Genomic DNA, 14535 nt, shown 5'->3' with positions numbered 1-14535 from the left:
AGGGGGCGGGGAAGAGCCCGCGCGGGCTCCGCGCCGGGGGCGCCGGCAGGGAGGATGACGCCGCGCCGGGAGCGCGGGAGGGGATAGGGGCTGCGCTGGATCGGGGATTGGGGCCGCGCTGGTGACGCCGGCGGTGACCGGCAGCGCGATGCCGAGACCGACATCACCGGGGGCCTCCCTTATGGGAGCCGGGCGGACGCACGGACGCGTTGCGGTCCAGCCGGAAGTTGCAGGCTGTGGAACGAAAGCGAGCAGTGATTTGCAAGATTCTTGCAGTGCGTTGGCCAAAGGTTACATACGTGCTACAGCCGAGTCAACGGCCTGTAAGCAACAGACCGGACATGTCCCTTCCGATGGGTGAGAACTCGGCGTAACACTGGAAGACGTGTCTCCCGCGTCACTCCCCGCCCGGGTGGCCGTCCTGCGCGGCAGAGACGCCGAGCAGGACGCGGTCCGGCGGCTGCTGGACCGAGCCCGCGACGGCTCGGGCGGCGCCATGCTCTTCGCCGGCGGGCCCGGCATGGGCAAGACGGCCCTGCTCGACCACGCCGCCGAGCAGGCGCGCGGCTTCCTGGTCCTGCGCACCCGTGGCGCCGAGAGCGAGCACGGCCTGCCCCACGCCGCCCTCCACCGCCTCCTGCGCCCCCTCGGAGACCCCGGCCCCCATCTCCCCGAACCGCAGGCCGCCCTCCTGCGCGCCACCCTTCACCTCCCGCCGGCCTCCCGGCCCCTCCCGGCCACGGGTCCGCGTGCTCCAGGCGCCACCGCCTCGGACGGGCCCACCCCGGCGGCAGCGGCAGGGGGCCGGCCTTCGGCGGCACGCCGGCGGGCCCGGACCGCCGCCGCCCCGTTCCGCCCGGTGGCCCCCACGCAGGAGGCGGGGGACGCGCTCGGGCCGGCGGTGGCGGTGCTGGAGTGGCTGGCGTCCCTGGCCGCCCGCGGGCCCGTCCTGGTCTGCGTCGACGACCTGCACCACCTCGACGCGGCCAGCCACGACCTGCTGCTGTTCGCCGCCCGCCGCCTGGCCGCCGAGCCGGTCGCCTTCCTGTTCACCGCCGACCGGCCGCCGGACCACGGGGCGGCGCTGGATGACGAGGTGCCCGTGCGGGTGCTGGGCCCGCTCGACCCGGCCGCCGCCAGGCAGATGCTCGACGACCTCGCCCCGGCCGGGCTCGGCGAGGACCTGCGCGCGTCGCTCGAACGGCTCGCCCACGGCGTCCCCCTCGCCCTGGCCGAACTGACCGGATCTCTCACGCCGGGCCGGCTCGCCGGCACGCACGCGCCTCCTGTCTCCGTCCCGCCGGGCGGCCGGCTCTGGCGCGCCCACACCCGCCGACTCGCGGCGCTGCCCGAGGCCACCCGGGCGCTGCTCCTGCTGGTCGCCGCCGACCCCGACCTCGACATCCCCACCCTGGTCCGCGCCGCCGCACCACGCCACGGCGGGGGCGTCTCGCCCGGGCACGTGCTGGACCTGCTCGAACCGGCCGAGGTCGCCGGCGTCCTCACCGCCGAGGGCGACCGGTACGCCTTCGCCGAGCCCGTGATGGGTCCGGTCGTCTACGCCGCCGCCTCCCCGGCCGCCCGGCGCGCGGCGCACCGCCTGCTCGCCGGCGTGCTCCACCACGACCACCAGCGCCTGCGGCGGGCCTGGCACCGCGCCGCCGCCCTCGACGGCTCGGTGGACGAGCTGGCCGCCGAGCTCGCCGAGGCGGCGCAGGCCGCCGGCCCGCACGCCGGTCACCCCGAGCCCTATCTCGCCCTCGAACGCGCCGCGGAGCTGACCGAGCGCGGCGAGGTCAAGGCCGCCCGGCTCGCGGCGGCCGCCCACCACGCGTCCATCTCGGGCCACCCGCAACGGGCCAGGGCGCTGCTCGCCCGGCTGTCGCCGCTCACCGTCCCCGCGGAGATGCGCGGCCAGGCCGAGCTGCTGCGCGGCAACCTGGAGCTGCTCGGCGGCGAGACCGGCAGCGCGCACGACAGGTTCCTGGCCGCCGCCGGGTGGCTGCTCGACCGCGACCGCTCCCTCGGCGTCCGCGCCCTGGTCCGCGCCGCCGAGGCCGGCTACTTCGCCGGCGACCATCAGCGCTTCCTCGCCATCGCCCGGCGCGCGGCCGTCCTGCGCCGTCCCGACGAGCGCCCGGCCACCCGGCTGATGTTCGAGTTCCTCGAAGGCATGGCGGCCACCCTGCGCGGGCGGCACGCCGAGGCCGCCGAGCCGCTGCGCCGCGTCCTGCTCCTGGCGCCCCATGTCCACAGCACCGCCATGCTGGTCTGGGCCGGAACGGCCGGCCTGCTGCTCGGCGACGACGCCAACGCGCTCGCCCTGGCCACCCGGGCCGTCGAGAGCGCGCGCGGACGGGGAGGCGCCTCGGCGCTGCCGCAACTGCTGTCGGCCGTCATCAACGCCGAACTCTGGCTCGGCCGCTACGGATCGGTCACCCGCCACGCCATCGAAGGGCTGCGGCTCGCCCAGGAGACCGGCCAGCACAACACCGCGGGCCAGCATCTTGCGTGGCTCGCGCTCGCCGCGGCCGTCCAGGGCGACAAGGAGACCTGCCGCACCCGGGCCGCGGCCGCCCTGGAGGTGGCCGACGCCCACGGGCTCGGCGTGGCGGCGGCGCTCGGCAACTGGGCCCTCGCCCACCTCGACCTGTCCCGCGGCCGGGCCGCCGACGCCGCGGGCCGGCTGCGCGCCGAGCTCCGCAACGGCCACGTGGTCGTCCGGGTGATGGCCACCCCCACCTTCATCGAGGCCGCGGCGCGCACCGGCGAACGGCAGGACGCCATGGCCGCGCTGGACGTGCTCGACCGCTGGGCGGGCAGCACGCGCAACCCCGACCGGCTCGCGCTCGCGGCGCGATGCCACGCGTTGCTCGCCGAGCCGGGCGCGTCGGAAGAGCTGTTCCGCCACGCTCTCGACCTGCACCACCGCGGGTCGTGCGAGTTCGAGACGGCCAGGACGGAGCTGCTGTTCGGTGGCGCGCTGCGCCGCGACCGGCGTCCCGGGGCGGCGCGGGAGCACCTCCACAGCGCGCTCGACGCCTTCGAACGGTTCGGCGCCCGGCTGTGGGCGGCCCAGGCCCGCGCCGAACTGCGCGCCGCCGGGCAGGCCGTCCCGCCCCCGTCCACGCCGGCGGCCAGGCCGTTCTCCCACCTGCCGGAGGGCGAGCGCCAGGCGGACCGCCAGGCCCAGATCGGCCGGCTCACGGCGCAGCAGGAGCAGATCGCGCGGATGGTCGCGGAGGGCGCCACCAACCGCGAGGTGGCGGCACGCCTGGTCATCAGCCCCCGCACCGTCGACCACCACCTGCGGAACATCTTCGCCCAACTCGGCATCCGCTCCCGCGTGGACCTGGCCCGCCTCCTGTCCTGACCGCCACGTCCGAAACCGGCTTCCGTCCGCGGGACCGCGCCCGCCCGCTGTCCTGGCCGGCACGCCCTGCTGGGCGTCCGTTCCGTGTGGGGCGGCCGTCTCGCTCGCTCGGTCGCGCGGGCGGACCGGCCAGGAAGGCCGGTGATTTCGCCGATGCGTGGCTGACCGGGGGATCTCACAATTGCGGCAGTCAGTAGTCAGCAGGAGTATCCCCCCGCTGACCTGCGGTGTCCCCCGTCCGAACCGTGCCGGCCGGCCCCCCGGCCGCGTGGCCTCGGGCTGCCGCAGGGTCGCCGGGCCCGCTCCCGCTGGTCCCCCCACCGACAGGGAGCACACGAACGTGCAGCCACGCGAGATCCTCTCCCTCACCTCCCTCCCCGCCGCTGCCCCCGTCCGAGACCAGGCCCCCGACCCCTGGCCCGCCACCGCCCGGCGGCGGTTCGGGGCGCGGCTCATCACCAAGGTGTGCCTGGCCCTGGCCCTGACCGGCGGCACCCTCGCCGCGGCCCCCGGCGCGCACGCGGCGGCCGGCCCCTACGAGCGCGGCCCGGCGCCCACCAACGCGAGCATCGAGGCGGCCCGCGGGCCGTTCGCGACCGCCCAGACCTCGGTGTCCTCGCTGAGCGTCAGCGGGTTCGGCGGCGGCACCATCTACTATCCGACCGACACCAGCCAGGGGACCTTCGGCGCCATCGCCATCTCCCCGGGGTACACCGCCACCTGGTCGACCCTCAGCTGGCTCGGACCCCGGCTCGCCTCGCAGGGGTTCGTCGTGTTCGGCATCGAGACCAACACCCTGTACGACCAGCCCGACAGCCGGGGCAGGCAGCTGCTCGCCGCGCTGGACTACCTGGTCAGGAACAGCAGCAGCACGGTGCGGGCCCGCATCGACACCACGCGCCTCGCCGTGGCCGGGCACTCCATGGGCGGCGGCGGCACCCTGGAGGCCGCGAACGCGCGCCCGTCGCTGCAGGCCGCCATCCCCATCGCCCCGTGGAACCTCGACAAGAGCTGGTCGGGCGTGCGCGTCCCCACGATGATCATCGGTGGCCAGGCGGACGCCATCGCGCCGGTGGCCACGCACTCCCAGCCGTTCTACACGAGCATCCCCTCCTCGACCGAGAAGGCGTACATGGAGCTCACGGGCGCCTCGCACTTCTTCCCGCAGACGTCCAACACCACGATGGCCAAGTACATGATCTCGTGGATGAAGCGCTTCATCGACGACGACACCCGCTATGACCAGTTCCTCTGCCCGGCGCCGCGCAGCATCGCGATCTCGGAGTACCGCGACACCTGCCCGCTCACCTAGCCGCGGGTCCCGGCGCCCGTCCCGCGGGACGGCGCGCCGCACCCGCACCGATGGCGGCCGCCGGCGCGGCCGCCATCGGCATGGGCGCTCACCGGCCGCCGACATGGACCGCGGGCGTCCGGCCGGCCCACGGCATGGCCTCCTCCAACTGCGACGCGACGCGGACCAGCAGGTCCTCCCGGCCGTACGGGGCGACGATCTGCACCCCGATGGGCAGCCCGTCCTCGCTCCACCCCAGCGGCAGGCTGATCGCCGGCTCCCCGGTGAGGTTGAACAGCGCCGTGAACGGACCGTAGTCGAACAGCGACTCCAGCCACGTGGCCACCGTGTGCCCGGGGTCGTCGTACCGCAGCGTCCCGTGCGGCGCGGGCGGGCGCGCCAGCGTGGGCGTGACGAGCAGGTCGTACTCGCCGAAGAAGGCCCCGACCGTCCTGCCCGCCCGGTTCTGCGCGTCGAAGGCGCCCAGCAGCCGGTAGGCGCTCAGTTCCCCGGCCTCGGCGAACGCCCGCCGCGTGACCGCCTCCACCTTGGCGGGGTCCGGCGCCCTGAGGGCGGTGAGCAGCGGCGCGGCGACGGCGACGATCGCGAACGGCACCATGGCGCTCATCATGGTCTCCGCGCCGACCTCCGGGCCGGCCTCGCCGACCACGTGGCCGAGCTTCTCCAGCGCCAGACCCGTCTGGACGGCCGCCGCCGCCACCTCCGGGTCCGCCGCCACGTCCGGCCACCCCCGCGTCGCCACCGCCACCCGCAACCGGCCCGGGTCCGCCCCGACCTCCTCGGCGTAGGGGCGCGCGGGCGGCGGGGCGGTGTACTTGTCGCCCGGCGCCGGGCCCTGGATCGCGTCCAGGTAGTGGGCGGTGTCGCGCACCGTGCGGCTCAGCCCCGACTCGATGGAGATGCCGAACAGCGGCTCGCCCACGTCCGGCCCGCACGGCACCCGTCCCCGGCTCGGCTTCAGCCCGACCAGCCCGCAGCACGAGGCGGGGATGCGGATGGAACCGGCGCCGTCGCTCCCATGGGCGAGGGGCACGGCTCCGGCCGCCACCAGGGCGGCCGAGCCCCCGCTGGACCCGCCGACGCCCCGGGCGAGGTCCCACGGGTTGCGCGTCGGCCCGTACAGCACCGACTCGGTGGAGAAGCTGATCATCATCTCCGGCACCGTCGTCAGGCCCAGCGTGACCAGGCCCGCCGAGCGCAGGCGCCGCATCAGGTCGGTGTCGTGCCCGGCCACGGCCCGGACGGCCCGGCTGCCGCAGAAGAACGGCGTCCCCTCGGCCATCGGGCCGTTGTCCTTGATCAGGAACGGCACCCCGGCGAGCGCCCCGCCGGGGTCGTGGTCCAGCGCCGGGGTGAACGGCGGCAGCGCCAGCCCGTTCAGCTCGGCGTCCGCCGCCTCCAGGGCCCGCCGCGCGACCTCCTCCACCTCGCCGGCGGAGATCTCACCCGCCGCGATCAGCCCGCGCAACCCGACGGCGTCGTATCCCGCGTACTCACGAAGCTCCACTTCGTCCCCCTCGTCGCACACCGTTCCGCCGCGGCCCGGCCATCTCCGCTCCGGCGTCATGACCAGCGTGGACTCCTCGCCCCTCCGGGTCATCAGCGCTACCACTGACCGCCCCACTGAGGCCGAGCACCCACCCACCGCGAACCCGGCGAAACCCCAAGCCCCCGGCTCGGGCTGTTCTCCCGTTTCCCATGCGGAGGTCCGTGGGGTCCGAACGGTGGCTGTCAGACTGGTCCGGTGGATGCCGGACCGCGCGCCTGGAGCGCCTTCGCCGGGCGCGATCGTGAGGTAGCCGTGCTGTGCGAGGCCGCCGCGGCCGCTCGCGAGGGCGGTGGAGGGGTGATCCTGGTCTCGGGTCCGCCCGGCGTGGGCAAGTCCCGTCTGGTGGAGGAGGCCCTGGCCGGCGCACCCGGTGCCGTCTGGGCCCGCTGTCCGGACGAGCCGGGCGTCCCCCCACTGTGGCCGTGGACGCGCCTGCTGCACCGTCTCGCCCCCCATCCGTTCTCCGCCCCGGCCACCGAAGCGGGCCTGGTCGCGGTCGGGGCGGGCGGGGATGTCGCGGAGGCGGGCGCCGCGCGGTTCCGGCGGCTCGTCTCGCTCGCCGACGCGCTGCTCGCGGCGGCCGAGGACGCCAAGGGCCTCGTCGTCGTCCTGGAGGACGTCCACGACGCCGACGAGGCGTCTTTGGCCCTGCTCCGCCACGTCGCGTCGGAGACCCCGGGATCCCGGCTGCTGGTCGTGGCGACGCACCGCGATCCGGTTCCTGGACGCGACGGCGCCCTCATCGCGACCCTCGCCGGCGTCGCCCGCGGCCGGGCCGTACGCGCCCTGGCCCTCACCCCGCTGACCGTCGAGGACGTGGCGCGGGTGCTCGCGGGCATCCCCGGGGGCGCCGCGCTCGCGCCGGCGGTGCACGAGCGCACCGGGGGCCTCCCCTTACTGGTCGCCGCGATGGCGGCGGCCCTCGGACGCACACCTCGCCCCGCCGGCGGGGCCCCGCACAAGGGCGATATGAGCGCTGACGGGCTGGTGCCGCCTGCGGATCTGCGGCAGCTCGTTCTGGGGATGCTCGACGGGCTCGGCCCGGAGGTGCGGGAGACGGCCGGAGCCGCGGCGGTCCTCGGGCGGGACATCGACGCGCGTCTGCTGGCGGAGGTCCGCGATCTGCCGCACGCCGTGGTGTCCGCCCACCTGGACGCGCTCGCTACCGCCGGCGTGCTCACGACCGGCGGTACGCCGACGTCCGCCACGTGGCCGCCCGCGTACCGGTTCGCCCACGCCCTGGTGCGCGACGGCGTGGCCGCCGCGGCGGCGCCGGAGGCCGCCGGCCTGCACCGGCGCGCGGCCACCGCGCTGGTGCGCCGGGCCGGCGACGATCCCGCCCTGGCCGCGCGTGTCGCCGCCCACTGGCAGCGCGCGGGCGACGACCCCGAGACCCTGCGCGCGGCGTTGCGGTGGACGCGCGCCGCCGCCGCGTACGCGCTGCGCTCCTCCGCGCCGCAGGACGCGGCCCGGCTCAGCCGTCAGGCCCTCGGACTGCTCGGCCGCCTGGGCGCCGATCACGCGCGGCGGGCGGAGATCCTGACCGAGTTGGCCACCGCCGAGTGCTACGCCGGGTTCGTCGGTCAGAGCGCGGAGCACTGCCGCGCGGCCGCCGACGCCGCTGACGCCGCGCGACGTCCGGACCTGCTCGCGTCCGCCGCCCTCGTGCTCAGCGGGGCGGGGGACCGGGCCGTCGTGGTGGGCATGGCCGCCCTCTGCGACCGCGCCCTGGCGGCCCTGGACATCCCAGCGCACCGGCCGGGGGAAGCCATCCCGGCGGACCGGCAGGACCGAGCCGCCGCGGGGGAGTGGGCCGGCGAGGGTGTCGCGGGGGCTGGAGCGGAGGCGGTCGCCGTCGTGCGGTCGCGGCTGATGGCGCGTAAGGCGTCGTGGGAGGTGGAGGCCGACCGGTGGGAGGAGGCCGCGCGGACCTCGGCCGAGGCGCTGCGCCTCGCCGAGGGCTGCGGCGACCCCGCGGCCCTGCTCGACGCGGCACGCGCCCGCGCGGGGATCCTCGACCGGCCCGGCGACGCCGCCGAACGCCGGCGGCTGGGCGAGCTGGCCGTCGACGTCGGCCTGCGTGTGGGCCGGCCGATGTCGGCGGTCCGCGGGTACATCTGGCGGCTGGACGCCGATTACCAGATCGGCGACCTCGCCGCGGTGGACGACGGCGTCGCGCGGCTGGGCGAGCTGGCGGCGGCGACGCGGCTGCCGGTGGCCCGGTGGTACCACCTGCGGGTGGCGGCGGCGCGCGCCGCGCTGGCCGGGCGCTGGGACGAGGCGCGCGCCCGGTCTTCGGAGGCGGGGGCGGTGGCGGCCGGTACGGGGGACTCGCTGGCGTGCGTGGTGACCGACGTCTTCGCCGCGTTGGTGGCGCTCGTACGGGGCGACCCGAGCGAGGTGCCGGACGGCGACCCCGAGGCGTTCGCGGCGCCGATCCCGGTGGTCGAGGCCGCCCACGCGCTGCGCCTGCACCTGACCGGGGCGCGCGAGGAGGCGCTCGCCGGGTACGAACGGCTGCGGCTGCTGCTGCGCGGCCCTCTGCCGGGGGTTCACGGGATGGGCGTGCTCCAGCATGTGACCGAGCTGGTCGAGGTGTTCGACGACGCCGAGGCGGCGCAGTGGGCGTACGAGCACTGGCTGCCGTGGTCGCGGGCCGCGGGCGTGCCCGGGGGAGCCGACAGCTTCTGCGGCGGGGCGTCCGCGCGGGCCGCCGGGCGCATGGCGGCCGTCATGGGCCGGCTGGACGACGCCGAGCGGGCCCTTCGCGTGGCGGCGGAGGTCAACGTGCGGCTGGGCGCCCGGCCCTGGCTCGTCCACTCCTGGCTCGCCCTGGCGGACGTGCTGCTGCGCCGAGGGGCTCCCGGGGATCACGACGAGGCGGCGACTCTGGCCGCGCGGGCCGCGGCCGAGGCGCGGCGGTTGGACCTTCCCGGTCCGCTCGCCCGGGCCGACCGGCTGCTCGCCGAGGCGCGGGCCCGGCGCCGTGCGGGCGACCCGCTCACCGCCCGGGAACGCGAGGTGGCGGACCTGGTCGCGCGGGCGCTGTCCAACCGGCGGATCGCCGAACGGCTGACCGTGAGCGAGCGCACGGTCGAGAGCCACGTGCGCAACATCCTCGCCAAGCTCGGCCTGACCAACCGCACCGAGCTGATCGCCCACCTCCTCACCGCCCGCCGTCACCCGGCCCCGTGAACGCGGCCCTCGCCCGTCGTCGTCCCGCCGTCCTCGCCTCCGCATACGGGACCAGCACCCGAACCTCGCCACGCCTTCCTCGCCTTTCGCCTCCGGATACGAGACCAGCACCCGAACCTGGCCACGCCGTCGCATTCGAAATACCGGTCCGGTGCCCTCACCGTCGCTCGCCGTTGCTTTCGGGTAACGGGCGCCTCGCACCGGCATGGCGCTGCCGCATCATGTGGAGAGCTGGACCGGTGAACGGAAGCGGGGAGTCCGGCCGTTCCCCGCGCCGGGCGAGAACACTCCCGCGGTGGCTGGCGGCGTCCCAACATGAGGTGAGACATGAGCGGCGAAGCGATCGTGCTCCTGCGGCGGCTGGTCGCGGCCCTCGCCGGTGGCGTCCTGGCCTTCGTCCTGGCCTCCAATCTGCTGCCGGCCGGCGCGGGGGCGCCGACCCTCGCCGTGCTGGTCGCCGGGGTGCTGTTGGTGGTCCAGTTCCTGGTGGGCTTCGACCGCCGGCTCGACGAGATCAGGCGGGAGCAGCAGGAGCGGCAGGCGAAGACGCTCGCACTGGTCGAGCAGCAGTTCTCCCGCATCAGCCAGGCGACGGAGCTGTTCACCTTGGTCGAGCGGTCCGTGCTGCGGGCCGAGAGCGTGGAGCGGCTGGTCAGGAACGCCGCGAGCGTCGACGACGAGATGCCCCACCTGGCCCGGGAGCTCGCGCGGCAGGAGCTGGACCGCACCTCCGCCTTCCTGAAGGGCCTCGGCGAGGGCCACGTCACCCACGAGGGCGAGGACCAGGACTGGCTGCTGGCCTTGGCCGTGAACGCCAGGAGGAGCCTGGACGCCGTCAGCCTGGGTGACAGCGACCGAGCGCTCCGGGAGTTCGAGGAAGGACCGTGGAGCACCGACCTCGGCATGCGTTATCTGACGGTCCAGCAGGATCTCGCGCAGCGGGGCGCCCGGGTCCGCAGGATCTTCGTCGTCGACTCGGAGCAGCTCTTGGAGTCCGGGCTGTCCCAGCACATCCACCGGCTCCGGCATGCGATGGGGATCGACGCGCGGGTCCTGGCGCGCGACGATCTGCTGACCTCCGTCACCCCGGTGGACTTCGTCGTCTTCGACGAGATGGTGTCCTACGAGACGACTCCGGCGTCCTCGCCGGGTGAGTCCGGACGGCGCGTTTCCGTCAGCACCCGCCTGGTCCTGGAGCCGCCCCAGGTGGCCGAACGCGTGCGGCGGTTCGAGGAGCTGTGGCGGCGTGCGGCCGTCCCGCCGGAGGGCGTCGAGCGCGCGCCCCACAGGGGCCTGCCCTCCGGCGGGCCCGGTGCCGGCGGGCAGCCGGAGAAGCCGTCCGACGCGCGCGCGGTGGAAGACCGCCTGCGGACGGCCGTCAGGCGCCACCTCGACCGCCGGACCAAGGCGGCGGCCCCGCCGGGGACCTCTCCCGAGACCACGCCCGAAACCACGCCCGGGACTCCGCTCGAAGGGACGGCTGGTGCGCCGTCCGAGGGCGCGGCCGGATCGCCTCTTGAGGGGAGGGCCGGAAGGACGCGCACTCCGAACGGGACGGACGCCGCATCGTGGATGTCCCGAGCCTCCGCGGAGGCGGCCGGACGGCTGCGGCGCGCCGTTCCCGTGTACATCTACCTCACCGAGGAGGCCGGACACGAGCGCGTGCAGGAGGCGGTCGAGCAGGTCATGGCCGCGGCCGGTCTGGAGGTCACCGAACGTCTCGAACCTCACAGAGGGTCGTGGCTGCGGGGGATGGTCGGCAGGACCAGGGAACGCCTCACCACCGATGAGATGCTGGAGCGGTTCGCCCGGCTGGAGCAGGCGGCGCAGCTGCAAGTGCTCGGCAGGCCCCAGGCCGAGGTGGACGCCGCCCAGGGGGCCGCGGTGGCGCAGCTCATCACCGCGCTCGACAAGACCAAGGACGCGATCGTCCAGATCGGCTCCATCCTGCTGATCAAGGTCGACTGGGTGGTGTCGGTCCGCAACCTCACGCCGCAGGAGCTGCGGCTGCTCGACGGGCGGCCGGAGCTGTTCCGCGACCCTGCGGGAGTGCTCGCCGCGCTCCGTGGCGTCCCGGACGGAAAGCCGGCGATCCCGCCGGGCGACACCGGCGAGCTGATCCTCCCGCCCGGCGCCTGAGGCGGCGCCTCTGGTCACGCGGGGGCCGTCCAACCGAGGGCGGAGGGTGCCGTCAGGTGGAGGTGGGAGTTCGATGAGCAGGGCGTGCGGGACCTCCCGGCCTCTGTCGTCGTCGAGCCCGCCTTGGTGTGGTCGGCGGAACCGGATGCTCTCCGGGGCGATGTCGGTGGGGTCCCCAGCGGAGCCGGTAGAGACGCGGCGCCGGGTCCGGCGAGGCCGCCCTGTCGCGTTGACGCCCCGGGTCAGAGCTCCTCGGGGTCCAGGCCGAGGGCGGAGCGGCCGCCGTCGATGGGGACGATCGCGCCGTTGACGAAGCTCGCGTCGTCCGACAGCAGGTAGGCGACCGCCGCGGCGACCTCCTCGGGTCGTCCGACCCGGCCCAGCGGGTGGAGCCGGCGCATCTGGTCCTCGACGCGCCCGGCGGCCTCCGGCTCCCGGTCGCGCAGGAGCTCCTCGTACCGCGCGGTGGTGATCGAGCCGAGGGCGACCGCGTTGACGCGCACTCCCGAGGGGCCGTAGTCGACGGCCAGCGCGCGGGTGAGCCCTTCGACGGCGGCCTTGGCGGTGGCGTACGGGAGCGCGCCGCGCACGGCCCGCTGTGCCTGGTGCGATGACACGTTGACGATCGCGCCGCCGCGTCCGGCCGCGAGGAAGCGGCGGATCGCCGTGGCGCTGCCCGCGACGGCGGGGCCGAGGTTCAGGTCGACGAGGCCGACGATCTCGTGCGCCGGGACCTCGTGCAGGGAGGCGTCGCGGAACACCGCGGCGTTGTTGACCCAGCCGGCGAGCGTGCCGGCGGCCTGCGCCAGGTCGGCGGCCCGCTCGGTGACGGACTCGTCGGCGGCGTCGCCGGTCACGGCGGCCACCCGCGGCCCGGCCGGATGCCCGTGCGTCCACGCCACCGCCGCGGGGTCGCGCTCGATGACGACGACCCGGCCGTCCCGTTCGAGCAGCCGCTCGGCGATCGCCCGGCCGATGCCCTGACCGCCGCCGGTCACCACGTACGAAAGCCCCATGACCACCCCCTCGACTGATCACAAAGTACCCAAAAGCGCACCGCACGCGTGCGGCCCGCCGGGCGCGGCGGTCGCACGGGGCGGCAGAACCACCTGAACCAGCAGGTCTTCGCATCCCGGCCGCCTGCGCCTCGCGCCGTCGCGGGTACCGTTGGGCTGCCCGCAGCCCAGGGCGCGCCAGTCCCGTCCGTGAACCCGGTGAGGAGACAGATGACGACCGACCAGGCCACGTTCGCCGTCCGGGCCGTGCCTTACGACGATCCCGGCGCCGAGGAGCTGCGTACGGCGATGGAAGCCGAGATGGGGCTGCGGTACGCCGACCGGCTCGCCGACCCCGGCCACCTGCCCCCGGGCATGAAGGTGCGGGCCGAGACGGTTCTGTACACCGGGGTCGCCTTCGACGGGGGTGCGCCCGTGGGCCATGTCACCCTTCGGCGCCTGGGTGAGGAGGTCGAGCTCAAGCGCATGTACGTCGCGCCGTCCCATCGCGGCTCGGGGGTGGCGCGGGCCCTGCTGGCGGCGGCGGAGGAGGCCGCCCGCGCGCTCGGGGCCCCGCGGATCATCCTGCAGACCGGCGACCGCCAGCCCGACGCGGTGCGGGTGTACGAGCGCGAGGGCTACACCCGGGTGCCGATCTTCCCGCCCTACGAGTCGCTCGACTACTCGCTCTGCTTCGAGAAGGCGCTCGCGCCCTGAACGCCCGCTGACGACGCGGCCGCCCGCTGACGACGCGGCCGTCCGGTGGCGGATCTCGCCGGTCCGGCGGCCGGTCGGCTGCTCGGCGGCGGTGCGCGGACTCGGCTGAGTGGCGCAATCTCCCCGTTATCCCCATTTCCCTACCGGATTGCTAGGTTGATCCCGTCGGAGCTGGCGAACAGCCGGGGAGGCGGATGTGGAACGGGTGACGGCGGAGCCCACCGCGCGGCGCCGCCGGGCCGATCGGGCCCGGCAGGTCGCCGACCTGCTGCGCAGGCAGATCGTGCACGGCCACTTCCCGGCGGGGCAGCTCCCCCTGGAGGCCGCGCTGGCGCGCGAGTTCGGCGCCTCGCGCAACACCGTGCGCGAGGCGCTGCACCTGCTGCGCGAGGAAGGGCTGGTCGAGCGGTGCCCGGGAGTGGGCACCACGGTGGCGGGGGAGAAGTACCCCCACGGCCTGCACCGGCTGCTCGGCCTGGCGGAGACCCTGCACGAGCACGGCGAGGTGACCAACCAGGTCAGGACCATGACCCTGATCGAGCCGCCGGCCATGGTCGGCCACCGCCTCGGCGTGCCGCCGGGCGAGCGGGTCATCTACCTCGAACGGCTCCGCCGGCTCAACGGCGTGCCCCTCTCGCTCGACCTGACCTACCTCGTCCGCGAGGTCGGCGAGCCGCTGTTCGACGCCGACCTGGAGCACAACGACATCTTCGTGCTGCTCGAACGCATCGCGGGCCAGCCTCTCGGCATGGCCGAGCTGACCCTGGAGGCGGTCAACGCCGACGCCCACACCGCCGCCGCCCTGGACGCGCCGCGCGGCGCCGCGCTGCTCATGGTCGAGCGGCTCACCCACCTGGCCGACGGCCGGCCGGTCGACCTGGAGTTCATCCGCTTCAGAGGCGACCGGCTGACCATGCGCGGCCATCTCGACCGCACACCCCCCGCCCCCGGCGGCGGCCCGGCCGGCACAGCGCCGCCCGCGCGCCGCGACCACGACGCCACCACGGAGGAACGACCATGGCCCTGATCGAACAGCGGGTCGAGGTGCCCGTGACCATCGACGAGTCGCTGTGCATCGACGGCTGCACGCTGTGCGTCGAGGCGTGCCCGCTCGACTCCCTCGCCATCAGCGACGAGACCGGCAAGGCGTACATGCACGTCGACGAGTGCTGGTACTGCGGCCCGTGCGCCGCCCGGTGCCCGGTCGACGCCGTCACCATCAACATCCCCTACCTGCTGCGATGAAGGAGGCCGC

General features: G+C 75.7%; 9 protein-coding genes. 7 read left to right on the top strand and 2 right to left on the bottom strand.

Going from position 1 to position 14535, the window contains the following annotated elements; translation table 11 throughout:
* Positions 1 to 385 precede the first annotated feature (385 nt).
* Positions 386 to 3373 (top strand): AAA family ATPase, encoded by a 2988-nt coding sequence (locus tag ACFQSB_RS31565; protein ID WP_380830505.1) that lies wholly within the window; start codon positions 386 to 388, stop codon positions 3371 to 3373.
* A gap of 454 nt (positions 3374 to 3827) precedes the next feature.
* Positions 3828 to 4685, top strand: coding sequence for an alpha/beta hydrolase family protein (locus ACFQSB_RS31560; protein ID WP_380830535.1), 858 nt, complete (start codon positions 3828 to 3830; stop codon positions 4683 to 4685).
* An 88-nt stretch (positions 4686 to 4773) separates the two neighbouring features.
* Here ACFQSB_RS31560 and ACFQSB_RS31555 read toward each other — a convergent pair whose 3' ends face one another.
* Positions 4774 to 6285: an amidase gene (locus ACFQSB_RS31555; protein WP_380830504.1), complete on the bottom strand. Its 1512-nt coding sequence runs from the start codon at positions 6283 to 6285 to the stop codon at positions 4774 to 4776.
* A gap of 144 nt (positions 6286 to 6429) precedes the next feature.
* Between ACFQSB_RS31555 and ACFQSB_RS31550 the strand changes: the two genes are divergently transcribed.
* Together ACFQSB_RS31550 and ACFQSB_RS31545 are read left to right on the top strand one after the other, a co-directional pair.
* A complete protein-coding gene (locus ACFQSB_RS31550; RefSeq protein WP_380830503.1) occupies positions 6430 to 9429 on the top strand; it encodes an ATP-binding protein in 3000 nt (999 codons plus the stop codon).
* A 327-nt stretch (positions 9430 to 9756) separates the two neighbouring features.
* Positions 9757 to 11568 (top strand): DUF6879 family protein, encoded by a 1812-nt coding sequence (locus ACFQSB_RS31545; protein WP_380830502.1) that lies wholly within the window; start codon positions 9757 to 9759, stop codon positions 11566 to 11568.
* Positions 11569 to 11810: 242 nt separating this feature from the next.
* Here ACFQSB_RS31545 and ACFQSB_RS31540 read toward each other — a convergent pair whose 3' ends face one another.
* Positions 11811 to 12584 (bottom strand): SDR family NAD(P)-dependent oxidoreductase, encoded by a 774-nt coding sequence (locus tag ACFQSB_RS31540; protein ID WP_380830501.1) that lies wholly within the window; start codon positions 12582 to 12584, stop codon positions 11811 to 11813.
* Between the two features lie 210 nt (positions 12585 to 12794).
* Here ACFQSB_RS31540 and ACFQSB_RS31535 point away from each other — a divergent pair, with 210 nt between their 5' ends.
* The 3 genes from ACFQSB_RS31535 (at position 12795) to ACFQSB_RS31525 (ending at position 14525) form a co-directional block, all read left to right on the top strand.
* The gene (locus ACFQSB_RS31535; RefSeq protein WP_380830500.1) at positions 12795 to 13280 is read left to right on the top strand and encodes a GNAT family N-acetyltransferase; all 486 of its coding nucleotides are present in this window, start codon (positions 12795 to 12797) and stop codon (positions 13278 to 13280) included.
* Positions 13281 to 13476: 196 nt separating this feature from the next.
* Positions 13477 to 14307 (top strand): GntR family transcriptional regulator, encoded by an 831-nt coding sequence (locus tag ACFQSB_RS31530; protein ID WP_380830499.1) that lies wholly within the window; start codon positions 13477 to 13479, stop codon positions 14305 to 14307.
* A complete protein-coding gene (locus tag ACFQSB_RS31525; protein WP_148440852.1) occupies positions 14298 to 14525 on the top strand; it encodes a 4Fe-4S dicluster domain-containing protein in 228 nt (75 codons plus the stop codon). Before ACFQSB_RS31530 ends, ACFQSB_RS31525 begins: the two co-directional genes overlap by 10 nt.
* Positions 14526 to 14535: the final 10 nt, after the last annotated feature.

This window comes from Sphaerisporangium rhizosphaerae (assembly GCF_042665155.1).
GTDB lineage: Bacteria > Actinomycetota > Actinomycetes > Streptosporangiales > Streptosporangiaceae > Sphaerisporangium > Sphaerisporangium rhizosphaerae.
The sequence above is the reverse complement of the archived record's forward strand: the minus strand, read 5'-3'. Positions and strand labels throughout refer to the sequence as shown.